Annotated in this window: 21 protein-coding genes; 8 read left to right on the top strand and 13 right to left on the bottom strand. The window is 58.8% G+C overall.

Annotated features, from left to right (window positions below; translation table 11 throughout):
• Positions 1-2: 2 nt before the first annotated feature.
• Entirely contained in the window at positions 3-1,184 is a 1,182-nt protein-coding gene (locus tag Q0955_RS09740) for an aminotransferase class I/II-fold pyridoxal phosphate-dependent enzyme (protein WP_299423687.1), read from the bottom strand.
• 173 nt (positions 1,185-1,357) lie between these two features.
• Here Q0955_RS09740 and smpB point away from each other — a divergent pair, with 173 nt between their 5' ends.
• Positions 1,358-1,837: an SsrA-binding protein SmpB gene (gene smpB / locus Q0955_RS09735; protein WP_299423685.1), complete on the top strand. Its 480-nt coding sequence runs from the start codon at positions 1,358-1,360 to the stop codon at positions 1,835-1,837.
• On the opposite strand, the gene Q0955_RS09730 is transcribed toward smpB, so the two are convergent.
• Complete coding sequence (locus Q0955_RS09730; protein ID WP_299423682.1) at positions 1,834-2,547, bottom strand: hypothetical protein; 714 nt, start codon at positions 2,545-2,547, stop codon at positions 1,834-1,836. The genes smpB and Q0955_RS09730 overlap by 4 nt on opposite strands.
• 165 nt (positions 2,548-2,712) lie before the next feature.
• On the opposite strand from Q0955_RS09730, the gene sseA reads away from it, so the two are divergent.
• The 3 genes from sseA (at position 2,713) to Q0955_RS09715 (ending at position 5,270) form a co-directional block, all read left to right on the top strand.
• Complete coding sequence (gene sseA / locus Q0955_RS09725; protein ID WP_299423680.1) at positions 2,713-3,564, top strand: 3-mercaptopyruvate sulfurtransferase; 852 nt, start codon at positions 2,713-2,715, stop codon at positions 3,562-3,564.
• Positions 3,564-4,748, top strand: coding sequence for an amino acid aminotransferase (locus tag Q0955_RS09720; RefSeq protein ID WP_299423677.1), 1,185 nt, complete (start codon positions 3,564-3,566; stop codon positions 4,746-4,748). Before sseA ends, Q0955_RS09720 begins: the two co-directional genes overlap by 1 nt.
• 63 nt (positions 4,749-4,811) lie before the next feature.
• On the top strand, positions 4,812-5,270 hold the full coding sequence (locus Q0955_RS09715) for a GAF domain-containing protein (RefSeq protein ID WP_299423674.1): 459 nt from the start codon (positions 4,812-4,814) through the stop codon (positions 5,268-5,270).
• Here the strand turns inward: Q0955_RS09715 and Q0955_RS09710 are convergent.
• Entirely contained in the window at positions 5,267-5,920 is a 654-nt protein-coding gene (locus Q0955_RS09710; protein ID WP_299423671.1) for an RluA family pseudouridine synthase, read from the bottom strand. The two genes, Q0955_RS09715 and Q0955_RS09710, sit on opposite strands and share 4 nt — an antisense overlap.
• A gap of 109 nt (positions 5,921-6,029) precedes the next feature.
• Between Q0955_RS09710 and Q0955_RS09705 the strand changes: the two genes are divergently transcribed.
• The gene (locus Q0955_RS09705) at positions 6,030-6,440 is read left to right on the top strand and encodes a nuclear transport factor 2 family protein (protein ID WP_299423668.1); all 411 of its coding nucleotides are present in this window, start codon (positions 6,030-6,032) and stop codon (positions 6,438-6,440) included.
• 6 nt (positions 6,441-6,446) lie between these two features.
• Complete coding sequence (locus Q0955_RS09700) at positions 6,447-7,163, top strand: SGNH/GDSL hydrolase family protein (RefSeq protein ID WP_299423666.1); 717 nt, start codon at positions 6,447-6,449, stop codon at positions 7,161-7,163.
• Here the strand turns inward: Q0955_RS09700 and rarD are convergent, their stop codons facing one another.
• From rarD to Q0955_RS09670, 6 genes are all read right to left on the bottom strand, one after another.
• Positions 7,164-8,072, bottom strand: coding sequence for an EamA family transporter RarD (gene rarD / locus Q0955_RS09695; RefSeq protein ID WP_299423663.1), 909 nt, complete (start codon positions 8,070-8,072; stop codon positions 7,164-7,166). It lies immediately after the preceding gene.
• Between the two features lie 127 nt (positions 8,073-8,199).
• Positions 8,200-10,650, bottom strand: a complete 2,451-nt coding sequence (locus Q0955_RS09690; protein ID WP_299423660.1) for an FAD-dependent oxidoreductase — start codon at positions 10,648-10,650, stop codon at positions 8,200-8,202.
• Positions 10,651-10,757: 107 nt separating this feature from the next.
• A complete protein-coding gene (locus tag Q0955_RS09685; protein ID WP_299423657.1) occupies positions 10,758-13,208 on the bottom strand; it encodes an FAD-dependent oxidoreductase in 2,451 nt (816 codons plus the stop codon).
• An 11-nt stretch (positions 13,209-13,219) separates the two neighbouring features.
• The gene (locus Q0955_RS09680) at positions 13,220-13,843 is read right to left on the bottom strand and encodes a LysE family translocator (RefSeq protein ID WP_299423655.1); all 624 of its coding nucleotides are present in this window, start codon (positions 13,841-13,843) and stop codon (positions 13,220-13,222) included.
• Positions 13,844-13,845: 2 nt separating this feature from the next.
• Positions 13,846-14,217 (bottom strand): GFA family protein, encoded by a 372-nt coding sequence (locus Q0955_RS09675; protein ID WP_299423652.1) that lies wholly within the window; start codon positions 14,215-14,217, stop codon positions 13,846-13,848.
• Positions 14,218-14,227: 10 nt separating this feature from the next.
• The gene (locus tag Q0955_RS09670) at positions 14,228-14,800 is read right to left on the bottom strand and encodes an XRE family transcriptional regulator (RefSeq protein WP_299424363.1); all 573 of its coding nucleotides are present in this window, start codon (positions 14,798-14,800) and stop codon (positions 14,228-14,230) included.
• A gap of 144 nt (positions 14,801-14,944) precedes the next feature.
• Here Q0955_RS09670 and Q0955_RS09665 point away from each other — a divergent pair, with 144 nt between their 5' ends.
• Entirely contained in the window at positions 14,945-17,866 is a 2,922-nt protein-coding gene (locus tag Q0955_RS09665; protein WP_299424361.1) for an error-prone DNA polymerase, read from the top strand.
• A 91-nt stretch (positions 17,867-17,957) separates the two neighbouring features.
• Here the strand turns inward: Q0955_RS09665 and Q0955_RS09660 are convergent, their stop codons facing one another.
• The 4 genes from Q0955_RS09660 to Q0955_RS09645 form a co-directional block, all read right to left on the bottom strand.
• Positions 17,958-18,671 (bottom strand): phosphotransferase, encoded by a 714-nt coding sequence (locus Q0955_RS09660; protein WP_299423649.1) that lies wholly within the window; start codon positions 18,669-18,671, stop codon positions 17,958-17,960.
• The gene (locus Q0955_RS09655; RefSeq protein ID WP_299423646.1) at positions 18,668-19,393 is read right to left on the bottom strand and encodes a class I SAM-dependent methyltransferase; all 726 of its coding nucleotides are present in this window, start codon (positions 19,391-19,393) and stop codon (positions 18,668-18,670) included. The genes Q0955_RS09660 and Q0955_RS09655 overlap by 4 nt, the downstream gene beginning before the upstream one ends.
• Positions 19,394-19,408: 15 nt before the next feature.
• Positions 19,409-20,524, bottom strand: a complete 1,116-nt coding sequence (locus Q0955_RS09650) for a class I SAM-dependent RNA methyltransferase (protein ID WP_299424360.1) — start codon at positions 20,522-20,524, stop codon at positions 19,409-19,411.
• An 89-nt stretch (positions 20,525-20,613) separates the two neighbouring features.
• A complete protein-coding gene (locus Q0955_RS09645; RefSeq protein ID WP_299423644.1) occupies positions 20,614-21,948 on the bottom strand; it encodes an amidase family protein in 1,335 nt (444 codons plus the stop codon).
• A gap of 84 nt (positions 21,949-22,032) precedes the next feature.
• Here Q0955_RS09645 and Q0955_RS09640 point away from each other — a divergent pair, with 84 nt between their 5' ends.
• Positions 22,033-23,247, top strand: coding sequence for an FAD-dependent monooxygenase (locus Q0955_RS09640; protein ID WP_299423641.1), 1,215 nt, complete (start codon positions 22,033-22,035; stop codon positions 23,245-23,247).
• Positions 23,248-23,308: the final 61 nt, after the last annotated feature.

Genomic DNA, 23,308 nt, shown 5'->3' with positions numbered 1-23,308 from the left:
TCTTATCCGTAGAGACAGTTGCGCAGCTTGGTCAGCGCGTCTGCCACTTCGTTTTGGGGCGCTATAAGAGCGACCCGGATATATGTCTTACCGGGGTTTACCCCGTTTACGTCGCGGCTCAGGTAAGCACCGGGAAGGACCCGAATGCCGGTCTCTGTCCACGCCTTGATCGCGGCCGCCTCACCGTCTTCCACAGGAATCCAGAGAAAGAAGCCCGCTTCGGGGCTTTTGTAGCCCGGCACATCAGCGAAGATTTTGTCCGCCAGATCAAATTTCGCCGCATACAGGCGGCGGTTTTCGATCACGTGAGCCTCGTCGTTCCAAACCTTTTCAGCTGCTTTTTGCAGCGGGAGTGGCAACGGCGCACCAGAATAGGCACGCAGTTGTTTGATGCGGCGCAGGCTTTCCGGGCCACCCGCGACAAATCCTGATCGCAAACCCGGTAGATTGCTGCGTTTGCTCAGAGAATGAAAAATCAACACGCGTTCTGGATCAGCGCCAACCTCTTTGGCGACTTCGAGCGCACCGGGAGGCGGCGTGTCACGGTAGATCTCGGAATAGCACTCATCGGCAAAAATCTGGAAATCGTGCTTCTCAGCCAAGGCGATCAGCGCTTTCCAATAGTCACGATCCGCCACAGCGCCCTGTGGGTTGGCCGGAGAACAGACGTACGCAATCGCAACCCGATCGAGGTCTGCTTCAGGCAGCGAAGCAATATCCGGCAAATGGCCACTGGCCTCGGTGGCCGGCACAAAGCGCGCCTCCGCCCCAACCGATTGGGCGGCAACGGCATAGACCTGATAAAACGGGTTGGGCGTCAAGATCAGCGGCTGGTGGCCATTTTTCTGTTCCGGGCACAACGCCATGGCAGCGTTGTACAGCCCTTCGCGGGTGCCATTGAGGGCCATAACCTGCGTCGCGGCATCCACTTTCACGCCATAGCGGCGGTCAATCCAGCCTGCGATGGCGGATTGCAACTCCGGCGTGCCATCGTTGGGAGGATAGCGGTTAAAGCCTTCTGCATGGGCCACAATTTCATCCGTCACCCACGCAGGGAACGCATGTTTCGGCTCACCAATGGTCATATGCACCACAGGGCCGCCGGGTTCCAAATGGTCAAGCAGCGCCCGCAGACGCGGAAACGCATAAGCCGGTAGGTTCGAAAACCGCTCGGGGAAAGTCATATTCGTACTGCCTCAATATCGGGATCATTGCGTCCCGTTTTTTTCCAAGTTACCCAAAGGTCTGAGGTGCGTCCACTAAAATGCCGCCCAATTTTGGGCTTGTGTCGTCTGCGCCACCCTAGCGGTTGGCGGCCATGGACACTGCTGCACGAGCGCGCTATGCCACTCTCATTATGGCCAAGACACAAAAGAACTCTGACCCGAATTACAAAGTGATCGCCGAAAACCGGCGGGCACGGTTTGATTATGCCATCGAGGATGACATCGAGGTGGGCATTGTTTTGTCAGGGTCTGAGGTCAAGGCGCTGCGCGAAAAATCTGGCAACATCGCGGAAAGCTATGCCGCTGTGGAAGATGGTGAGTTGTGGTTGGTGAACTCATACATTGCACCGTATGAGCGGGCCATGTTCCCGCACATGGAACGCCGCAAGCGCAAGCTTCTGGTCAGTAAAAAACAACTGTCCAACTTGTGGAATGCAACACAGCGCAAGGGCATGACAATTGTCCCCATCGTGATGTACTTCAATCACAAAGGCTTTGTGAAAATGAAGGTCGGCATCGGCAAGGGTAAGAAAAACCACGACAAACGTGCCTCAGACGCCAAACGGGATTGGGGCCGTCAAAAACAGCGGCTATTGCGGCACGGCGACTAGGTTTCTTCGTAGGCCTGTAGCCACATCTGATCAATCTGCGTGATTTTTTCTGGGTCTATCTGATCCAGTATGTCCCAATATCGACCACTTGGTGCTTCATACCCCAACGCGGCCTCGGCCCTTTGAATTCTGTTGACTGCAAACACGGGCCGCACCACTGGCGCAGATAGATCACGCAGCTGAGATGCATGATACCGCTCATAAGGCAGCACGCTTTCTAAGCGGGAAAGGTTGACACAGGTGCAGCCATGGGCAGCAGCTATAAGCCCCAGCCGGGCGGCCTTTGCCTCCAAACTCTGCAACGACACATCTTCGCGCAGGGGATCAGCAGCGCCAGTGCCATAAAAATGTGTATGGCCGACAGTGGGATAGACCATGTCGCAGCCAATAAACGCCAACACTTTGGGCTTAAACGCCCCCAATGCCCAATAGGCTGCTGTAAAGGCCATGGTCCCACCGGCAAAAAGCACGCCACCAAAAGCGTTGTTTTGCGGAACATAGTCTTGGTAGGTCACCTCATTCTGCGCGGAAGACTGAGAGGGCGGATATCGTTCTTCGGGGAAGTCTTCTGGATGGATAAAGTGGCTCCAGTCGTCGCGCACCCGCCACGCATTATTGAGCGCCACCAAGTGGTCAAACATGTCGCGAGACCAGCTTTGTGCCTCGGTTGCGTTGGGGCCACTGCCCAAAATCACCACCACATCTTGCATTGAGATTTCCCTCTTCGCCTCCTCTCAGTACGAACAATACAGCCCGCCAGTTCAAGAAAATTGCGCAGGGGACCGCATTACTTTGTCGTGTGTTGCGAGGCCGCTCTTGCCTATGGGGCACGCCAGATGTAGGCAATGGCACAGACGTGACAGAAGAGGGATAACATGTCTGACGATCCCAAAACGCTTGTTTCGACAGAGTGGCTGGCCGCTCATCTCAAAGACCCCGATTTGCGGCTTTTAGACGCCTCCTGGTATTTGCCGGACATGGGGCGCAACGGCCGTGAAGAATTTGCTGATGTGCATATTCCCGGTGCGCGTTTCTTTGACATCGACGATATTTCCGACGGCCGCAGCGACCTGCCACATATGGTGCCCCCAGTTGAAAAATTTATGTCCCGGCTGCGCGCCATGGGCGTGGGCGATGGTCACCAGATTGTGGTCTACGACGGGTCAGGGATATTTTCTGCGGCCCGCGTGTGGTGGCTGTTCAAGCTGATGGGGCAAAAAGACGTGGCTGTGTTGGACGGTGGCCTGCCGAAGTGGATCGCCGAAGGACGCCCAACGGATGATCTTCCGCCGGTGATCCGTGACCGCCATATGACTGTGCGTCGCCAGAACCACATGGTGCGGGACGTGACCCAAGTATCGCATGCAGCGAAGCTGGCCGACCATGAAATCATCGACGCCCGTGGGCCATCACGTTTTGCAGGCGCTGAGCCGGAGCCGCGCGCCGGTCTGCGCGCCGGGCATATCCCGGGCAGCAAGAACGTGCATTACGCCACCCTGATCGACAATGGGGTTATGAAGTCCTCAGAAGAGCTGCGCGCGGTGTTTGAAGCTGCCGATATTGATTTGACCAAACCCGCCATCACCAGCTGTGGATCCGGTGTCACCGCCGCGATCCTGTGCCTTGCGATGGAGCGGTTCGGCAAGACCGACCATTCCCTATATGATGGATCATGGGCCGAATGGGGGGCTTTCCCCACCCTGCCCGTAGCAACCGGAGAAGCGTGATGCTCACCAACCTCAAAGAGCAGCCCAAAGACAAAATCCTCGGCCTGATGGCCATGTACCGCGACGACCCACGTCCCACCAAGGTGGACCTGGGCGTAGGTGTGTACAAAAACGCTGAAGGGGTGACCCCGGTGATGCGTGCCGTAAAGGCCGCTGAGCGTAAGATTGTCGAAGAACAAACCTCCAAGGCCTACACCGGTCTGGCGGGCGATCCAGCCTATGCCGATGCAATGATCGATATGCTTTTGGCGGGTGCCGTTGAGCGCGACCGACTGGCCGCAGTGGCGACCCCAGGTGGCACCGGCGCAATCCGTCAGGCGTTTGAGCTGATTAAAATGGCCAACCCAAAAGCACGCGTGTTTGTGTCCGATCCGACTTGGCCGAACCACATCAGCATTCTGGGATACCTGGGCATCGAAATGGTGAAGTATCGCTATTTTGACGACGAGACCCGTGCTGTTAACTTTGACGGCATGATGGAAGATCTGGCAGATGTGACCAGCGACGACGTTGTGCTGCTGCACGGCTGCTGCCACAACCCAACAGGCGCCAACCTGACTCTGCCGCAGTGGCAGAACGTGATCGATCTGATCAACGACAAAGGCTGCACTCCGATGATCGACATTGCCTATCAGGGCTTTGGCGATGGTCTGGAAGAAGATGCGGCAGCAACCCGTTTGGTGGCGAAGTCTGTGCCAGAGCTGCTGATCGCGGCGTCTTGCTCCAAGAACTTCGGCATCTATCGCGAACGTACTGGACTGCTGATTGCGATGAGCGAAAAAGCGGACAACACCGCGGTGACACAGGGCAATCTGAACCACCTGAACCGTCAGAACTTCTCCTTCCCGCCTGACCACGGCGCACGCGTGGTGACCACCATCCTGACCGATCCTGAGCTGAAGGCAGATTGGATGGCAGAGCTGGAAGAGACCCGTCTCGGCATGCTGGCGTTGCGCGAGCAGTTGGCAGCAGAACTCAAGCGTCTGAGCAACTCTGACCGGTTTGGTTTCCTGGCGCAGCACCGGGGCATGTTCTCCCGTCTTGGCACCACGCCGGATTTGGTGGAGAAAATCCGCGTCGACAACGCGATTTACATGGTCGGCGACAGCCGCATGAACATCGCAGGCCTGAACGCCCAGACCGTACCGGTTCTGGCCAAAGCCATCGTCGACGCAGGCGTTTAACCGCTAAACATTTTGATCGCGCGCTTGGCCTCCTTGCGCGCGATTTCCTTTTGAGGGTCTGACATGTCCATCAACTACGACACCCTGTCCAAAACCATTGTATCTTTGACCGAAGGTGAGGCGGATACAGTCGCACTTATGGCCACGGTGGCCTGCGAAGTGCATCACGCTGATGATCGGTTTGATTGGACCGGGTTTTATCGCGTGGTTGCACCGGAACTGCTCAAAATTGGCCCCTACCAGGGCGGGCATGGCTGTTTGGTGATCCCCTTTGCCCGCGGCGTCTGTGGCGCGGCCGCGCGGACTGGCGAAGTGCAGCTGGTGCCAGATGTTGATGCGTTTCCAGGGCATATTGCCTGTGCATCCTCAACACGCTCGGAATTGGTGTTGCCGGTTTGGAATGGCGCGGGAGAGCTGCTTGGCGTGTTTGACATCGACAGCGATCAGCCAGACGCTTTCACCCAGGAAGATGCCGATCAGATGTCGGCCATCCTAGCCGCAGCCTTCAAAGACGCCGCTTAAAACGGCGCTTTGGCGCGGAACGACATGCCTTTACCGCTTTCTGGGTGGCTGACTCGCAGTTCCTCAGAATGCAACATCAGGCGGTCAAATGCCCGTGCATCGCCTTTGGCATAGAGCGGGTCCCCCAAGATCACATGCCCCAGCGCAAGCATGTGCACGCGCAACTGGTGGCTGCGCCCGGTCTTAGGCGTCAGACGCATGCGCGTCTCATTGTCTTTCACTTTCAGCACCCGCCAGTCTGTGTGCGCGGGTTTGCCATTCTCATGGTCCACCTTCTGCAACGGGCGATTTGGCCAATCCACGATCAATGGCAGATCCACGGTGCCAGTTTTCTCCGCCACCTGCCCCCAAACACGGGCAACATAGGTCTTTTTGGTTTTGCGCTCTTCAAACTGTTTGGACAGATGCCGCTGCGCATGTGGCGTCAGCGCAAAAACCATCACACCTGAGGTGTCCCGATCCAAGCGGTGCACCAGCAGTGCCGTTGGAAACGCCACCTGAACCCGAGCCAGCAGACAATCGGCGAGATGCTCCCCGCGCCCAGGTACGGACAACAGGCCGGAAGGTTTATCAACCACAACAATGTCGCTGTCCTCATGCAAGACAACAAGCGGGTCCATCGGCGGGTCATAGGGCGTGATCTCGGTCATGGCGCCCGACATAGGGCTTTGACGAGCGCACGGCAACCCAACGTCAACCTTGAGTTACACGCAGGGATCGGCAGGCTGTCTAAAACGGGAATTGAGGGAAGGGCCGAATATGCATCCAACGATTTTGCGCATGCAGGAAGTGGTCGCCAAAGGCAACGAAGAGGACATTAAGGGGCTGCTGGCAGAAGACGCGACATTTCAGCCGCCAACCTACTGGGCGACCTGGACAGGACGCGACGCGGTTGCCGCCGTTTTGGGCCATGTTGGCCAGGTGTTCAGCGAGTTCCGTTATCGCCGCGTGATGGGGGATGGCAACGACTGGGCGCTGGAATTCCAGTGCAAGGTTGGCGAGTTGGATTGCGTCGGCGTCGATTTGATCACGTTAAATGAGGCGGGCGACATCCAGCATTTTGAAGTGGTCATGCGGCCGTACAAAACCATTGGTGCCTTGCGCGAAGCCATGAACAAACGCGTCATGACCGACGCCCGATTTCTCAAATTCAAGGATGCGATGAGTTAAACCAAAATGCGCGTTGCACTGGATCAGGTTGTTCGCCTCCCGCTGGCCCCCCTGCTTGTCGCTCAGGCAATGGGCGTGCGGCGGCGGGCCAATATCTTGACGGAGCCGCTTGGAGCCCGAGAGGGCTGTGCCGGATCCGGCACATCGCTGCGGCTGTTAATCCTTGGAGACAGCTCTGCTGCAGGTGTTGGCGCAGGCAGCCAGGAAGCGGCGCTGTCAGGCCAGTTGGTCGCAGCGCTCTCCCCTGATTTTGCCGTGAGATGGCGGTTGATTGGCGAGACCAGCGCCACAACAGGGGTGATACTGAAGCGATTGGCGGCTGTAGAAACCACCCCTTTTGATGTGGTTGTGTCCGCCCTTGGCGTCAATGATGTGACACGTGGAAACAGACGCGGACTTTGGCAAAAACAACAACGGCAACTGGCAAAAACTCTGACAAAAAGGTTTGGCGCAAAACTGATTGTTGCCTCGGGACTGCCGCCTATGGGCGCCTATCCAGAATTGCCTCAGCCGTTACGCTGGGTGATCGGGCAGCAGGCGCAAAGGTTGGACCACGCGTTGGCCGACGTTTGTGAGGGCCATTCCGTGATGACACACCTGCCTATAGATGTGCCGTTTGAACCCCGGTTTCTGGCGGAAGACGGCTACCATCCTTCGGAAGCAGCCTACACGCTGTGGGGGCAGTTGATTGCCGCCCACATACGCAGACATTTCAAAGGCTGATTACCGACGGGCGTTGCGCAAGTCGCGGATCATTGGGATCGAGTACACCACAAGTGCGGTCCAGATCATTGGGAAAGCAATCATGCGCGCTTGGCCAAATGGTTCGTTGAACACAAAGACGGCCATCAAGAAGATCATCGTCGGCGCGACATATTGCATGATCCCGATGGTGGAGAGCCGCAGGAGCTTGGCACCGTTTGCATAAAACAGAAGTGGCACCGCTGTGACCACACCGCAGCCCATCAGCAGGACTGTGTCCCGAGTGGTGCCGGCAAAATGCCCCTGCCCTTGTGACGTCAACCACAACAGATATCCAATTGCCGGAATAGTGAGAATGATCACTTCCAGCAGGAAGCCTTGATTGGGGCCAACAGGAAGCGATTTTTTGAAAAAGGCGTAAAAGCCCCAAGACACGGTGAGGGCAAGCGCTGCCCATGGCAAGGTGCCCGCATCAACCCAGAGCACACCCACAGCAGCGGCGGCCAAAGCGACAGCAACCCACTGCAGACGTGTCAGCTTTTCACCCAACAACATAGAGGCCAGAGCAATGCTGAACAGCGGGTTGATGTAGTAGCCCAACGCCGCGTCCAGCGCGCGGTCATTGGCGATGGACCAGACATAAACGCCCCAGTTCACCGTGATCAGCGCAGCGGTGAGGCACCCCATCGCCAAGGTGCGCAGGTTGCGCAGAGCCGCGACAAGATCCGAGGTGCGGCGTAGAACAATGAGCACAAGCCCTGCGATGGGCACGGACCAAATCACCCGATGTGCCACCACTTCGAGCGCGGGCATATGGGCCACAAGCTTCATGTAGAGCGGCAGGAACCCCCAGAGAAGATAGGCCGTCATCGCATAGGCCAACCCCTGTGGCGTATCGACGTTTTCCGGCTGTTCTGCACGTGTGGCCATGATCGGTTCCTCCTGCCGCGACGCACTTTGGTAGCGCTGTGAGGGACAGAAGGAAATGCCACTTTTCGTGCGACAGGCCATCACAAAATGTGATGGCCCTTTCTAAGGTCAGCGATGCGGAGGCAGCTTAGACTTTGACGCGTTCTGATTTGGGATCGTACATCGGCTTCAGCGAGGCTTCGGCTTGCACTTTGGTGCCCATAACGTCGATCTCATAGGTCGAGGCGAGCACCTCGGCGACTTTCTCACCAGCACATGGCACATAGCCAAGGCCCATGGCGCCGCCCAAAGTGTGGCCGTAGTTGCCGGATGTCAGGTAGCCCACATATTCACCGTCCCGCAGGATTGGCTCGTTGTGGAAGAGGAGTGGCTCCGGATCGGTCAGTTTGAACTGCAGCATCCGGTTTTGCGGGCCGCTTTCCTTGCGGGTAATCACAGCCTCGCGGCCGATGAAGTCTGGCTTGTCGGCTTTCACGGCAAACCCGAGCCCCGCGTCAATCACATGATCCTCGCAGGTGATGTCATGACCAAAGTGGCGGAAGCCTTTTTCGATGCGGCAACTGTCCATCATATGCATGCCGCAAAGCTTCAGCCCCATGTCTTGCCCCGCCTCCCAGAGGGTTTCAAAGGCGTGACCTGCCATGTCGGAGGACACGTAGATCTCCCAGCCCAATTCCCCCACGTATGTCACGCGGTGCGCCCGGGCGAGCCCCATGCCCAGCTCGATTTCCTGTGCGGTACCAAAGGGGTTGGTAGCATTGGAGAAATTGGCAGGGGAGACTTTTTCCAGCAGTTTTCGGGAGTTGGGCCCCATGATCGCCAGCACACCTTCGCCCGGTGTCACGTCGGTGATCACCACGTTGAAGTCGCCCTTGTGACGTTCCATCCAGGTTTGGTCCGCGAGGCGCGTCGCCGCTGGAGTCACCACCAGATAGCAGGTTTCGGTCAGGCGCGTCACAGTCACGTCAGCCTCAATCCCACCGCGACGGTTTAGGAACTGAGTGTAAACAATCTTGCCGTTGGGCACCGAGTAGTCGCCGCCGCCCACGTAGTTCATAAAGGCTTCGGCGTCTGGGCCCTCGACCCGGATTTTGCCAAAGGACGACATGTCGTACATGCCAACATTTTCGCGAATGGCGCGGTGCTCGGCGGCAGAGTTCTCAAACCAGTTCTGGCGTTTCCACGTGTATTGGTATTCCCGTTCCTGGCCTTCATTTGCAAACCAGTTGGCGCGCTCCCACCCCGCGAGTTCTCCAAAAACCGCACCCTGTTCTTTCAGATGATGGTGGAATGGCGTGCGGCGCACACCACGTGCGGTGGCCTTCTGACGATAAGGGAAGTGATCCGCATAGAGCAGGCCCAAAGTTTCCTTGGAGCGCTCAAATAGGTAGGTTTTGTTGCCTTGAAACGGCTGCATGCGGGAGATGTCCACATCGCCGAGATCAAACGGCTTTTCGCCGTCGTCCATCCACTGCGCCAGCGCCATGCCCGCGCCGCCCGCCGATTGGATGCCGATCGAGTTGAAACCGGCGGCGACCCAGACGTTGTCCATCTCTGGCGCGAGGCCAAGGTGGTAGGCGTCATCCGGTGTGAAGCTCTCCGGGCCGTTGAAGAAGGTGTGAATGCCTGCTTCCGCCAACATCGGCATACGGTTCACCGCCGCTTCGAGAATAGGTTCAAAGTGGTCGAAATCCTCCGGCAGCTGGTCAAATTCAAAGCTGTCTGGGATACCGTTCATGGCCCAAGGTTTGGCGTTTGGCTCAAAGGCGCCCAGCAGGATTTTCCCTGCGTCTTCCTTGTAGTAGGCGCATTCATCCGGCACGCGCAGGACCGGCATTTGGGTGAGCTGTGGGATGTTTTCAGTGACGATATAGAAATGCTCACAGGCGTGCAGAGGCACATTCACGCCTGCCATGCGGCCAACTTCATGTCCCCACATGCCTGCACAGTTCACCACCATGTCGCAAGCGATCTGGCCTTGCTCCTTGCCGTCGTCCGACACCCAGTCCACGCCCGTCACCTTGCGGCCCGACTTGGAGATACTGGTGACTTTCACACGCTCCTTGACCGTTGCCCCCATTTGGCGGGCACCTTTGGCCAGCGCCAGAGCGATATTGGCTGGATCGCCTTGACCGTCGAGCGGCAGGTATACACCAGCGGTGACATCGTCGATGTTGAGATGCTCATAACGGGCTTTGACTTCGGTTGGAGAGACCTCCTCAACCTCCACCCCAAAGGCGCGGGCCATGGCGGCCTGGCGGAAGATTTCTTCCTTGCGCTCTTCGGTCAGGGCAACGGTTATGGACCCGCAGCGTTTGAAGCCTGTGGCGACGCCTGTCTCGGCTTCGAGATTGCCGTAGAGCTCTTGAGAATACTTCGCGAGCTTTGTCATATTGGCGGTCGCGCGCAATTGCGCGATCAAGCCTGCGGCATGCCATGTGGTGCCGGAGGTGAGCTGTTTACGCTCCAGCAAAACGACATCTTTCCAGCCCAGTTTGGCAAGGTGGTAGGCAACAGAGCAGCCAATCACACCGCCGCCGATGATAACCACACGGGCTTTGCTTGGAAGATCAACCATAAGCTACGTCCTTTTCGGTGTTTCACATGGCTTGCGCCAGGCGACCGGCAGGGGGCGCTGCCCCCAGACCCCCGGAATATTTCAGGCTAAGAGAAGACCGGGGCACATTATGCCCGCAGCCGTTCGTTTTCTGGGTCCCACATCGGTTGATCTTCCTGCACCACCGCGCGGCATTTCTGCCCGTAAATCTCGACCGTAAGTTCAGTACCCGGCGCTGCTAGTTCGGCCTTCACCATGCCCAGCGCGATTGACGCGTTCACGCGATAACCCCAACCGCCGGACGTGGTTTCGCCAACGATCTGATCCCCGTGGTAGATACAGGACATGTAAGGCGCGTCTGCGTCGCCGGCGTCGACCTTCAAAGTGACAAAGGACTTTTGCACGCCTTGCTGTTTCTCGTTCTGGATCGCGGCTTTGCCTGGGAAACCCTGTGGTTTGTCCAGTTTCACAAACCTTTCCAACCCGCCTTCGAGCAGAGAGTAATCTGTGGACAGGTCGCCTTTCCAGGCACGATAGCCTTTCTCCAAACGCAGCGAGTTCAGGGCATACATGCCAAATGGCGTCGCACCGGCGTCGCGGACTGCATCGTAAATTGCCGGCATATGTTCGTTGAGCGCATGCACCTCCCAGCCCAACTCTCCAGCAAAGGACACACGGATCAAATAGGCGGGTTGCCCAGCCACGGTAGCGCTCTGGTGGGTGAGCCAGCCGCTTTGAAGGTCCGCATCAGTCAGGCCTGCAAGGATGTCGCGTGACTTTGGCCCAGTCACAATCAGCGTGTCTCGGGTAGTGGTGACGTCTTCGACCGTCACGCTTGCGGGCATTGCACGCATCAGGATGTCTCGGTCATGCCACTGTGCTGTGGCGGCGGTGATCATGAGGAACTGGTCTTCACCCATGCGAATACAGGACATTTCTGTCAGGATGCGCCCCCGATCGTCGGAGATGTAGACGAGGTTCATACGGCCTACTTTTGGCAAGCCGCCAGTGACCAGACCGCGTAGGGTTTCTGCAGCACCTTCGCCTGTGACCATAAAGCGGGAGAAGCCAGGCAGATCAAGCACGCCGCAGTGGTCGCGCACGGATTCACATTCTTCTTTTACACGTTGCTCCCAAGGACCGGAGCGGCCCCAGGTGTGGGTGGCAGCGAGCGACGTGTCATCACCTTCTTTGGCAAACCAGTTCGCTCGCTCCCATCCGTTATAGGCCCCCATAACACCGCCAGATGCGACAACCCGGTCATGGACGGGGGAGAGCTTCTTGTCCCGGGCGGCGGGCCATTCGTGATGCGGGAAATGCATGGCGTATTCGTTTCCGTAAACCTCCATGCCTTTCTTCACGCAGTAATCGTGATCTGTGTAATCAGTGTAGCGGCGCGGATCGACGGCCCACATGTCCCACTCCGTGTGGCCATCCACGATCCATTCGGCGAGCACTTTGCCGGCACCGCCCCCTTGGGCGATGCCAAAGGTGAACACGCAGTTTTCAAAGGCGTTTTCCACACCGGGCATGGGACCAATTAACGGCAAGCCGTCGGGCGCATAGGGGATTGGGCCATTGATCACACGGCTCACGCCGGAAGTTTGCATCAGCGGTACCCGCTCCATGGCGTCTGTGACAATGTCTTCAATCCGATCGAGATCGTCAGACCAGAGCTGGAAGGAGAAGTCATCCGGCATCGGGTCGGCATCCGTGTCCCAATGGGCCTTACAGTTCGGCTCGTAGGGGCCAAGATTGTAGCCGTGTTTCTCCTGCCGCAGGTAGTAGGACACGTCCACGTCACGCAGCAGCGGCAGTTTTTTGCCACCGTTGGCTTTGGACCACTCTTCGACTTCGGGGATTTCTTCCGTCAGCAGATACTGGTGGCTCATCACCATCATCGGCACTGAACGCCCGCCATAGGGTTTGAACCATTCACCCACACGCTGCGCATAATACCCAGCCGCATTGACCACATAATCACAGGCGATGTCGCCTTTTTCCGTATGGACGATCCAGCTCTTGTCTTCTTGCTGCGTCACGCCGGTCGCCGGACAGAAGCGCAGGATTTTCTGCCCCATGTCGCGCGCGCCTTTGGCCAGCGCTTGCGTCAGTTGTGCCGGATCTATGTCACCGTCAGTTGGGTCATAGAGCACGCCTTCAAGGTCATGGGTTTCAAGAAACGGATAACGTTCCTTGGCCTCTTCCGGGGTCCACATTTCCATCGGAATGCCTTGGTATTTGGCCATGGACATGGCGCGCTCAAATTCCTGCACCCGCTCTCTGGTGTGTGCCAGCCGGATCGAACCCGATTGGTGGTATCCCATTGGGTAATCAACCTCTTCCCCCAACCGCGCATATAGCTCGGTGGAGTAGCGCTGCATGTTCATTATCGCCCAGCTGTTGGAGAAGGTCGGCACATTTCCGGCCGCATGCCAGGTGGACCCAGCGGTCAGTTCGTTCTTTTCCAGCAAGACACAATCGGTCCAACCTTTCTTTGCCAGATGATACAGACTGGAGGTGCCCACCACACCACCGCCGATGATGACCACACGGGCCTTGCTTGGAAAATCAGACATGACCATCTCCCTCAGTCAAAGACTAGTTTTGCTGCCAAGCCGCCAAAGATGACGGCGGCGATTTTGTTCAGAATGCCCGTGGCTTGTTTGAGTTTTGCCCCCACAAGGCCAGCCGACAGGCCAATCATCGACACCACCACAAAGCCACCGGAGGCAAACATCACACCGAGGATTACAATCTGTTGCCAGATTGGACCTGCAGCAGGTGTGGTGAACTGTGGCAGGAAGGCGAGGATGAAGAGAATGATTTTGGGGTTGAGAATGTTGGTCAAAAACCCTCGCCGCACCGCGCGCAAGACACTGGCGCGTCCCTCAACATCATCCTCAACCGGTTTGGCTGTCCACGACTGATATGCCAAAACAACCAGATAGGCCGCGCCTGCGTAGCGGATGGCAAGCAGCGCAGTGGGGGACGCCGCAATCAACACAGCCAGCCCGGCGGCGGCCAGAGTGATGTGCACCACAAGCCCAAGCGTCACCCCAACGGTGGCGGCCAGCCCGGCCTTGGGGCCACCAGAGATCCCGCTGGCGATGGTGAACATCATGTCGGCGCCCGGGGTGAGATACATAACCAGCGACGCCGCCATAAAGGCCCACAGCGTGACACTGTCCATATTTGCGAAAGTTTCCAGCATGGTCAGTCCTTTTGCGGCACTCCGTCCGCGAGTTCGTAGTAGTCGCCTTTGTCACGGACAAAGATGTGCTTGGTCAGTTCCAGACCGGTTGGGCCATCCACAGCGCCAAGGGCAAAGCTGATGGTGTCTTCGTCGTGGGCTTTCCAGAACAGGAATGATCCACAGCGCGGGCAGCTGCCGCGCTTGGCGCTTTCGCTGGCCCCGTACCAAAGCACATCTCCGGTGATAGTGAGATCAGTCTCTGCGACATAGGCCGACGACCAGATGCCGCCGGACTGCTTGCGGCATTGGCTGCAATGGCACATGGAAGCGCCCTGCGGGTCCGCGTCGGTTTCGAATGTGATGTCGCCACAGAGGCAAGATCCCTTCAGCATTGTATCGTCCTTAGTACACAGGTGGCGCGATCACCCAGATCGCCACGCAAGCTTCGTCATGGGGATTGGCCCAGTGGTATTCCTCCCCGCGAATGCGGAAGCTATCGCCCGGCCCAACAGAGAAACTCTGTTCCCCAATACGCAACTCCAATCGACCGGAGATGACATAGCCAACCTCCTGCGTCGGGCGCATGGTCGGCTCTTGCATGGAAGAGCGCGGGGCAAAGGTGGAGTGCACCATTTCAAAATCGTCCGTCAGATCGGGGGAGAGCAGCTCTTCGATCAGACCTTCCTCGCTGCCCCCCATGGGACGGCGGGCACCGGAACGCACAACATAGCCCTGCTCATGGGCCGGAGCGGAGGACTGACCAAACAGCATCGACATTGGGACGCCAAGCACTTTGGCAATCTGGCGCAGGTCGGAAATGGTGGGTTCGGATTTGTCGCGTTCCACCTGGCTTAGCCAGCCCACAGAGCGGTCCAGCGCCTCTGCCATCTCGGTCAGCGTTAGGCCGCGCGCCTTGCGCAGGGCGCGCAGATCCGCCCCCAGCGTTTGCACATCTTGTGGCAGGTTATGCAGCATGTGGCGCGAATCCCAGTCGTGAAATTTTCCCATCGAATTTCACGCTGCATCAGTTTTGTGAAATTTCAAAACGTTTTTTCACGCTTGCAGGTGCTTTTCGCAGACTCCCCAAAAGAACAAAACGTGAATATAATGATGATTCTCATGGTTGCCGAGCTTTGCATCACGTCGAACTTCACATTTCTCACCGGAGCATCCCACCCGGAGGAGTATATGCGGCGTGCCGCCATGGCGGGATTGGACGCCATTGCCATTGCCGATGTGAACAGTGTGGCGGGCATTGTACGCAGTCATACCGAAGCGCGTGAAATTGCCCGTAAAGTGCGCGAACGGCGCAACTTTGATCATGCAACAGGGCTGATTGGTCCCCCCTGCCCCGAGCACATTGCCCCCCCGCCCAGCGCGCCGATCTATGCCACCCCACGCCTGATGCCTGCCGCCCGTCTGGAGTTCAGCGATGCGCCGCCCATCACGGCGCTACCGGAAAACCGTCAGGGCTGGGCGAGCCTGTGTCGTCTGCTGTCCAAAGGGCGGCTGCGGGCCGAAAAGGGCAGCTGTATCCTGCATCTGGGCGATCTGTTGGAGTTTGGCGCGGGGTTGCAGCTGATCCTGCATCCCTATCCGCACACGCACCGCAAGCCGCACGGCGCGTGTGATTGGGCCAAACTGATGCCACAGTTGACGCGCCGCTTTGCCGGGCGGCTGCAACTGGCATTAGCGCCGGGATATGACGGCGAGGATGCCACCCGCTTTGCCACCCGCGCCCAGCACGCTGCACAGCTGGGCCTGCCGCTGGTGGCCACCACCCTACCGGTGATGCATCACGGTGGACGTCGGCGCTTGGCCGATGTGGTGACCGCCGTCCGGCAGGGCTGTCGCGTGGATAGCCTCGGCGCGGAGGCGCAGACCAACGGGGAACGACGGCTGCGCAGTGCTGATGAAATGCGGCGCCTGTTTGCGGGGCATGAATCCGCCTTGGACCGCACAGACTGGCTGATGCAGCGTTGCACGTTTTCGCTGGATGAGCTGCGCTATGAATATCCCAGCGAGCTGGCCCAAGGCGAAACGCCCACAGATCGGCTGCATCGGCTGGCCTATGAGGGGCTGCGCTGGCGTTATCCACATGGCGCACCAGAGAAGGTGCGTGGCATGCTGGAACATGAGCTCGCGCTGATCGGCAAGCTCAAATATGAGCCCTACTTCCTGACCGTGCGCGATGTGGTGCATTTTGCCCGTTCGCGTGAGATCCTCTGCCAAGGGCGTGGAAGCGCTGCAAATTCAGTGGCTTGCTTCTGTCTGGGCGTGACGTCTGTGTCCCCGGAAATTGGCACTATGGTGTTTGAGCGCTTTGTGAGTGAAGCACGGGATGAGCCGCCAGACATTGACGTCGATTTTGAACATGAGCGCCGCGAAGAGGTGATCCAGCACATCTACGAACGCTACGGACGCCACCGCGCGGGGCTGTGCGCCACCGTGGTGCACTACCGCGGCAAACGCGCGATCCGGGAGGTCGGGCGCGCCATGGGGCTTACTGAGGACACCATCTCGGCGCTGTCCTCGCAGCTTTGGGGGTTCTTCTCCACCGATGCGGTGCAGGATGCGCGCATGCGCGAGATTGGCCTTGATCCCAATGACCGGCGTCTGGCGCAGACCATGGCGCTTGTACAAGAGATCATCGGCTTCCCGCGCCACCTGTCGCAACACGTGGGTGGCTTCATCATGACCGAGGGGCGGCTCGATGAATTGGTGCCTATTGAGAACGCCAGCATGGAGGACCGCACCGTCATTTGCTGGGACAAAGATGACATTGAGAGCCTTGGGATTTTGAAGGTGGATGTGCTGAGCCTCGGCATGCTGACCTGCATCCGCAAAGGCTTTGATATGCTCAGGCGCCACCATGGTATGGACCTGACCCTGTCGACGATTCCGCCAGAAGATTCAGCGGTTTACGACATGTTGTGCAAAGCCGACAGCATCGGGGTGTTTCAGGTCGAAAGCCGGGCGCAGATGAACTTTCTACCGCGTATGAAACCGCGCAATTTTTATGATCTGGTGATCGAAGTGGCCATCATCCGCCCCGGCCCGATCCAAGGCGATATGGTGCATCCCTACATCCGGCGCCGCAATGGCGAGGAGCAGGTGACCTTCCCCTCAGATGAACTCGGCGAGGTGCTGGGCAAGACCCTGGGTGTGCCGCTGTTTCAGGAACAGGCAATGCAGATTGCCATCATTGGCGCGGGGTTCACGCCGGAAGAAGCAGACCGGCTCCGGCGCTCTTTGGCGACCTTCAAGAAGCACGGCAATGTCAGCGAATTCCGCGAGCGTTTCATGCGCGGGATGAAAAAAAACGGCTATGAGGAGGACTTCGCCGCACGCTGTTTTTCCCAAATTGAGGGCTTTGGCTCTTATGGGTTTCCAGAGAGCCACGCAGCCTCTTTTGCGCTGTTGGTCTATGCCTCAGCCTGGATTAAATGCCACCATCCGGGCATCTTTGCCTGTGCGCTCCTAAACAGCCAGCCAATGGGATTTTATGCGCCTGCTCAAATCGTTAGGGACGCGCGGGAGCATGGGGTGGAGGTCCGCCCGGTGGATATCAACGAGAGTTTTTGGGACAATGTGATGGAGCCGGATGGGCGGGGCGGATTGGCGCTCAGACTGGGGTTCCGGCAGGTGCGGCGGCTGCGCGAAGAAGACGCGAGCTGGATCACGGCAGCGCGGGGCAATGGCTATCAAACCGTAGAGGATGTCTGGCGCCGCGCAGGCATTGATCCGCATGTGTTGACCCGACTGGCAGAGGCGGATGCCTTTGCCTCCTTGGGCCTCAAGCGGCGGGATGCGTTGTGGGAGGCCAAGGCCATCAAATCGGACAAACCCTTGCCTTTGTTTGCAGGAGATATGGACGGCGAAGGCATTCTGGAGCCTGCGGCGATCCTGCCGGAAATGTCGATGGGCGAGCAGGTGGTGGAGGACTATGTGGCGATGCGTCTGACCCTGCGCAACCACCCCATGGCGCTCTTACGGCATATCCTGACGCCCGGGGAGCCGAACCAGGCATTAACGGACTAAAACTGGCCTCAAAACCACGTCGGTATATTGTCGGTATCACGACTGTTTTGCGGAGATGCGTTTTGCGCCGATTTGGGTAAACGCACCGCGCTTATGTGTTGCGCAACCGCTCGGCCATATCGCGCGCATAAGCCGGTTCCCGCGCCCAACTGCACGCCACTTCCCACGCCAAATGCGCACGGGTTTCGGCGCGGGATTTTGGTGCATGTGGTGCGGTGTCAAACAGCGGCAAATCCACGCGACACTCGTCCCAATCAAGCAATGCAAAGCGGCCGTCCGAAAGCTGCAGCACATTGCCCGGTGCCAGGTCGCCATGCACGACGCAGGCGGGTGTGTCAGGCAGAGCCCGCCAAGCCGCGCGACACAGCGCGACCACATCGGGTGGCATTTGTGTGAGGTCCACATCACCGCCGCAATCTTGTGAGAGCAACACGACTGAGGACAGGAACCCAGGACGCTGGTCCCAACCTGCGGTCTGCGCATGGAAGTCGGCAAGCGGAGCCGCAACCTCGGCGAAACCGTCACGTGAGACAGTCTCCCCCGCAACAAAGGCTTCACAGGTCCAGCCCGTCTCAGACAACCAACCGTTTGTGCTGCGTATCATCTGTGGCACCACAAACCCACAGCGCCGCGCCACATCCTGCACCGGCGCAAGCCAATCAAGCGCCGCTTCGCTGCGGGTGGTGGATTTGAACACCAAATCCTGCGACAAACCACGGGTGCGCCAGACTTGGTTGCGATGGCCACCAGAGAACGGTTCCAAAGGTGCTGACACACGCCACAGGTTTATAGGCGGTAAACTCACACCTTCCGCCACACCGACACATGGGTTTTGCTCATGTTGGTAAAGGGCGCACGGGTCCAATCTTGCCAACGATGTTCCAACGTCATGCCCGCGATCCGCGCCATAAGGTCCAGCTCAGCTGGCCAAGCATAGCGGAACGGCGCCGAAAGATGTTCGGCCTGCCCGTCTTTGATCCAAAGGTGATGCGAGCTGTAGGATTGCGTGACCACATCGATCTCATCGACACCCCAATGATCGGGGTCATGGGCAAAAGGCACGTGTGTTTCCCCAAACGGCAAGCGCTGCAATGGCGGCACCAGAGTTTCAACTACAAAGCAGCCCCCGGGGCGCAAATGCCGGGACGCATTTTCAAAGCAAGCAACCTGTGCGCCCTGCGTGGTGAGATTATCAATGGTGTTATACACCAGATAGACCAGTGAAAAATCACCGTCGACCCGCACCTGGGTCATATCCCCAACCACCACTGGGATATCAGCCCCGCCGGGTTTCTTACGCATCTGGGCCAACATCGCCGCGGACAGCTCGTTGCCACTGACTGGCACGCCCCGCGCCACGAGAGGCAGGGCAATGCGCCCGGTTCCAATGGCAAATTCCAGCGCCGCACCGCCATTGGCCAGATCAACCAGACGATCAACACAGCGCGTGACAAGCGCGGGATCAGTGCCAACATGGTTGGCGTCATAGGTTGCGGCCACCTCAGCATCAAACACACCGTCACTCATGACACACCCTCTGTGTTACGGCACCTCACAGGTAAAGAGCTGCACTTTCAAACCACCATGGGCCACCGTTGCAAATGGGGCCTCAAGCGGCAAGTGGGTGGCTTTGGCCAACCCAGCGTCTGTGGTGATTATGCCAACCTTCCAACCGGAGAAGTGCGCAGAAAGGGCCTTGCCCAAGCTGGCATGCAAAGCAAACAGCCCCTTTTTGTCGCCAAGGCGCGCACCATAAGGCGGGTTCACAATCACAATGCCGGGCGAGTCGTTCGGGGGCGTGATCTCACCCGCGCTTTTTTGTTCAAAGCTGCAGAAATCCGCTACGCCAGCGCGATCCGCGTTTTCAAAGGACATCCGAATGGCGCCCGCATCTTTGTCTGAGCCATAAAAACGAGCCTTGGAGCTATGGGCCTCGCCGGATTGTCGCAGCTCCGCATAGGCCCCCGCGTCAAAACTGGCCAGTTGCTCAAAAGCAAACCGACGGCTGCGCCCCGGCAGAAGGCCTGCCGCCATCTCGGCCGCTTCAATCACAAAGGTGCCGGAGCCACACATCGGGTCATAGACCGTTTGGCTGCCATCAAAGCCCATCTGGCGCAGGAACAGCGCCGCCATGTTTTCCCGCATCGGCGCTTTGGCCACGGCAGGTTTATGGCCGCGTTTGTGCAGGCTTTCGCCCGACGTATCGAGCGAGAAGGTCAGCATGTTGTTGTCGATGCGCACCTTGAGCACCACGTCAGCTTCATCGGAAATCGGCACGCCCACGGCGGCAACGAGACCTTTCTCAATACGCTCCTTGGCCGCCCCTGCATGGTAGATCTTGGACTTCTGCGTCACCACCTCCACCTTCACAGGCACATCAGGCCGCAGATACGGCGTCCACGACATCTCGCCAATTTGCCGCTCCAGCAGATTGAGATGCATACATTGGAAATTGCCAATCCGCGCCAGCACCCGCACCGCGCCACGCAGACACAGGTTGGCGCGCCAGACATCCTGCCAATTGCCGCGAAAACGCACGCCACCGGGCATCATCTTGGGCTTTTTGAATCCAGCTTCGGTGATCTCAGCCGCCAAAGGTTTTTCCAACCCCGGTGCGGTGACAACAAAAATCTCAAACTTGCGCATATCGCTCTCCATCACCAAAGCGATGTGCCGCCTCAGGTTTCACAGTCCCTAAATACCCCGGGGTGAACTTGCGCAAGGCGCAAGTGAGGGGCTGGCCCCTCTTAGGGTGTTCCGAACAACGGCTCAGCTGCCGCCGCCAACCGCAACAGCCGCTCCTCGGACCCGCCCTGTCCCAGCATCATCAGGCCACAGCTTGGCACGCCGGTTGGCAAGGTGATTGCGGCAGAGCCCATCAGGTTGCCAATGCGTGTGTTGCGTAAGGCCAGCAGGTTTTCGGTCACATAGTACTCCTGATCGTGCATCAACCGCTCGATGTTTGGCGGCAAGATCGGCGCAGTGGGCAGCAGTACGGCATCATACCCGGAAATCCGCGCGTTCCACGTCGCCCGATGCGCATCAAGCTTGTGCCAGGCGGCGACATAGTCCGGCCCGCTAAAGGAAGCGCCAGAGCGGAAGCGTTCCAGAATTTGCTCAAACATCTTTTCCGGTGCCGCCTCAATCACCTCTTTCCACTCACCATAGGCTTCTGCGGTAAACAGCGGCGCGGAGAGCGCCATGGCCTCCGCCACCTCCTCAGCCTTGAGGAACTCCAGCTCAGCACCCGCTTCGCGCAACCGGTGCAGCGTGCGTTCAAACCCGGCGAGCGGCGCCTCACGCACTTGATCCAGCGCCACGGTTTCCAGCACAGCCATGCGGGTGCCTGCGAGCGACGCACCGCGCAGGTCCGGCACAGGTTTGCCTTCCAAAATACCCAAGAGCAGCGCGGCATCTTCCACGGTACGCGTCAGCGGACCAACCGTGTCAAACTTGCGACACAGCGGCACGGTGCCTTCGCAGGACACCCGGCCAGCGGTGGTTTTGAGGCCCACCAGATCGTTCCACGCCGCCGGAATGCGCACCGAACCGCCGGTGTCAGAGCCAATGCCCGCAGCCGCCAGCCCAAAGGCCACCGAGGCCGCCGCACCGGAGGAGGACCCGCCGGGCACTGCGCCGGGATCGTTCACGCAAGGCGGCGTTGCGGTGATCGGGTTGAGGCCAATGCCAGAAAACGCCAACTCGCTCATATGCGTTTTTCCCAGACAGATCAGGCCCGCAGCCGTGGCGTTGCGCAGCACTTCGGCGTCGCGTGTCGGCACACGGCCCTTGAGCAAAGCCGAGCCGGCCTCTGTGGCGATGCCAGCTGTGTCAAACAGGTCTTTCCAGCTCACTGGCACACCGTCCAAGGGCGACAGACGTTGACCCGCGCGGGCGCGTTCGGCGGCGGCTTCGGCTTCGGCCAAGGCGCGTTCGGCGGTCACCTTCGCATAAATCCGATCCCGCGCATCATGGCCATCAATCGCCCCCAAGAAGGCTTGGGTCAGCGCCACAGGGTCAATCGCCCCGCTTTCAATGCCCCGCCCCAGGTCTGCGGCGCTTTTCTCCAGCCAATCCAACATTCTGCCCTCCACTTTCTCTTCGTTGGCGACGGTAGCGGCGCAATCGCGCATGGACAATCCCGAAGCGACGCCCATATTGGCCCCATGACATTTGATAGCGATATCCTGATTGCCGGTGGCGGTCTCAACGGCCCGGCCTTGGCTTTGGCGCTGGCGCAGGCCGGCTTTGACGTGACCGTGGTGGACGCCCGTCCCGCACCCGAACGCGCAGGCAGCAACTTTGACGGGCGCGGCTATGCGCTGGCGCTGGCCTCAAAACGGCTGCTGGCGGCGATTGGTGTCTGGGGCAGGGTGGCAGAGCACTCCGAGCCGATGCGCGACATCAAAGTGTCCGATGGCCGCGCCGGCGAAGGGCCAGCGCCGTTTTTTCTGCATTTTGACCACACCGAGATCGAAGAAGGCCCGATGGGCTTTATGCTTGAGGATCGCTTCCTCTACCGCGCCTTTCTGGAGGCGATGGAGGCAGAGCCACGCATCACCTTGATCTCCGGCACCTCAGTCACCGATCAGGCTGTGGACACCTCAGGCGTCACTGCGACCTTTAGTGACGGTTGCACACACCGCGCCAGGCTGCTGGTCGGCTGTGACGGGCGGCAAACCGGCGTGGGCAAACGCGCGGGCATCAAACGCACCGGCTGGGGCTATGGCCAAACGGCCTTGGTCTGCGCCATCAAGCACGAAATGCCGCACAATGGCGTGGCGCATCAGTTTTTCATGCCGCCGGGTCCGCTGGCGATCCTGCCGCTGCCGGGCAACATGTGTTCGATTGTCTGGTCCGAAACCGATGAGAATGCCGCGGCGATCCATGCGCTTTCCGACGAAGACTACATGGCGGTGCTGCGCCCGCGGTTTGGCGACTTTCTGGGGGAAATTACCCTCACCGGCAACCGCTTTACCTACCCGCTGAGCCTGTCCGTGGCCAACGACTTCATCGCAGAGCGTATCGCGCTGGTGGGCGATGCGGCGCATGGGATGCACCCAATTGCCGGTCAAGGTCTCAATGCGGGGCTGCGGGATGTGGCGGCATTGGCACAGGTACTGACCGAGGCCCAACACCGGGGCGAAGACTTTGCCTCAGAGCTGGTGCTGGCACGATATCAAGAGTGGCGGCGGTTTGACACGGCCACATTGGTGGCGGCCACCGATCTGACCAACAAACTGTTTTCCAACGACAATCCACTCCTGCGCGCCGCACGAGATGTGGGCATGGGGCTTGTCGGCGCCGTGCCTGGCCTGCGCCGGACGTTTATGCGAGAGGCCGCGGGATTAAATGGCGAATTGCCCAAGCTGATGCGCTAACCCACAACTTCATTTGGCCAAAAATATCCTGGGGGTGACTTGGCGCAGCCAAGAGGGGGCT

It is taken from the genome of uncultured Shimia sp., from assembly GCF_947493595.1.
Classification (GTDB): Bacteria; Pseudomonadota; Alphaproteobacteria; order Rhodobacterales; family Rhodobacteraceae; genus Shimia.
Note: the sequence above shows the minus strand (reverse complement) of the source record. Positions and strands in the feature narration are given on the sequence as shown.

What these genes read in the sequence shown, in the direction of transcription:
- Q0955_RS09740 (WP_299423687.1), bottom strand. Translation starts at nt 1,184, where the DNA reads ATGACTTTCCCCGAGCGGTTTTCGAACCTACCGGCTTATGCGTTTCCG.
- smpB (WP_299423685.1), top strand. Translation starts at nt 1,358, where the DNA reads ATGGCCAAGACACAAAAGAACTCTGACCCGAATTACAAAGTGATCGCC.
- Q0955_RS09730 (WP_299423682.1), bottom strand. Translation starts at nt 2,547, where the DNA reads ATGCAAGATGTGGTGGTGATTTTGGGCAGTGGCCCCAACGCAACCGAG.
- sseA (WP_299423680.1), top strand. Translation starts at nt 2,713, where the DNA reads ATGTCTGACGATCCCAAAACGCTTGTTTCGACAGAGTGGCTGGCCGCT.
- Q0955_RS09720 (WP_299423677.1), top strand. Translation starts at nt 3,564, where the DNA reads ATGCTCACCAACCTCAAAGAGCAGCCCAAAGACAAAATCCTCGGCCTG.
- Q0955_RS09715 (WP_299423674.1), top strand. Translation starts at nt 4,812, where the DNA reads ATGTCCATCAACTACGACACCCTGTCCAAAACCATTGTATCTTTGACC.
- Q0955_RS09710 (WP_299423671.1), bottom strand. Translation starts at nt 5,920, where the DNA reads ATGACCGAGATCACGCCCTATGACCCGCCGATGGACCCGCTTGTTGTC.
- Q0955_RS09705 (WP_299423668.1), top strand. Translation starts at nt 6,030, where the DNA reads ATGCATCCAACGATTTTGCGCATGCAGGAAGTGGTCGCCAAAGGCAAC.
- Q0955_RS09700 (WP_299423666.1), top strand. Translation starts at nt 6,447, where the DNA reads ATGCGCGTTGCACTGGATCAGGTTGTTCGCCTCCCGCTGGCCCCCCTG.
- rarD (WP_299423663.1), bottom strand. Translation starts at nt 8,072, where the DNA reads ATGGCCACACGTGCAGAACAGCCGGAAAACGTCGATACGCCACAGGGG.
- Q0955_RS09690 (WP_299423660.1), bottom strand. Translation starts at nt 10,650, where the DNA reads ATGGTTGATCTTCCAAGCAAAGCCCGTGTGGTTATCATCGGCGGCGGT.
- Q0955_RS09685 (WP_299423657.1), bottom strand. Translation starts at nt 13,208, where the DNA reads ATGTCTGATTTTCCAAGCAAGGCCCGTGTGGTCATCATCGGCGGTGGT.
- Q0955_RS09680 (WP_299423655.1), bottom strand. Translation starts at nt 13,843, where the DNA reads ATGCTGGAAACTTTCGCAAATATGGACAGTGTCACGCTGTGGGCCTTT.
- Q0955_RS09675 (WP_299423652.1), bottom strand. Translation starts at nt 14,217, where the DNA reads ATGCTGAAGGGATCTTGCCTCTGTGGCGACATCACATTCGAAACCGAC.
- Q0955_RS09670 (WP_299424363.1), bottom strand. Translation starts at nt 14,800, where the DNA reads ATGCTGCATAACCTGCCACAAGATGTGCAAACGCTGGGGGCGGATCTG.
- Q0955_RS09665 (WP_299424361.1), top strand. Translation starts at nt 14,945, where the DNA reads ATGGTTGCCGAGCTTTGCATCACGTCGAACTTCACATTTCTCACCGGA.
- Q0955_RS09655 (WP_299423646.1), bottom strand. Translation starts at nt 19,393, where the DNA reads ATGAGTGACGGTGTGTTTGATGCTGAGGTGGCCGCAACCTATGACGCC.
- Q0955_RS09650 (WP_299424360.1), bottom strand. Translation starts at nt 20,524, where the DNA reads ATGGAGAGCGATATGCGCAAGTTTGAGATTTTTGTTGTCACCGCACCG.
- Q0955_RS09645 (WP_299423644.1), bottom strand. Translation starts at nt 21,948, where the DNA reads ATGTTGGATTGGCTGGAGAAAAGCGCCGCAGACCTGGGGCGGGGCATT.
- Q0955_RS09640 (WP_299423641.1), top strand. Translation starts at nt 22,033, where the DNA reads ATGACATTTGATAGCGATATCCTGATTGCCGGTGGCGGTCTCAACGGC.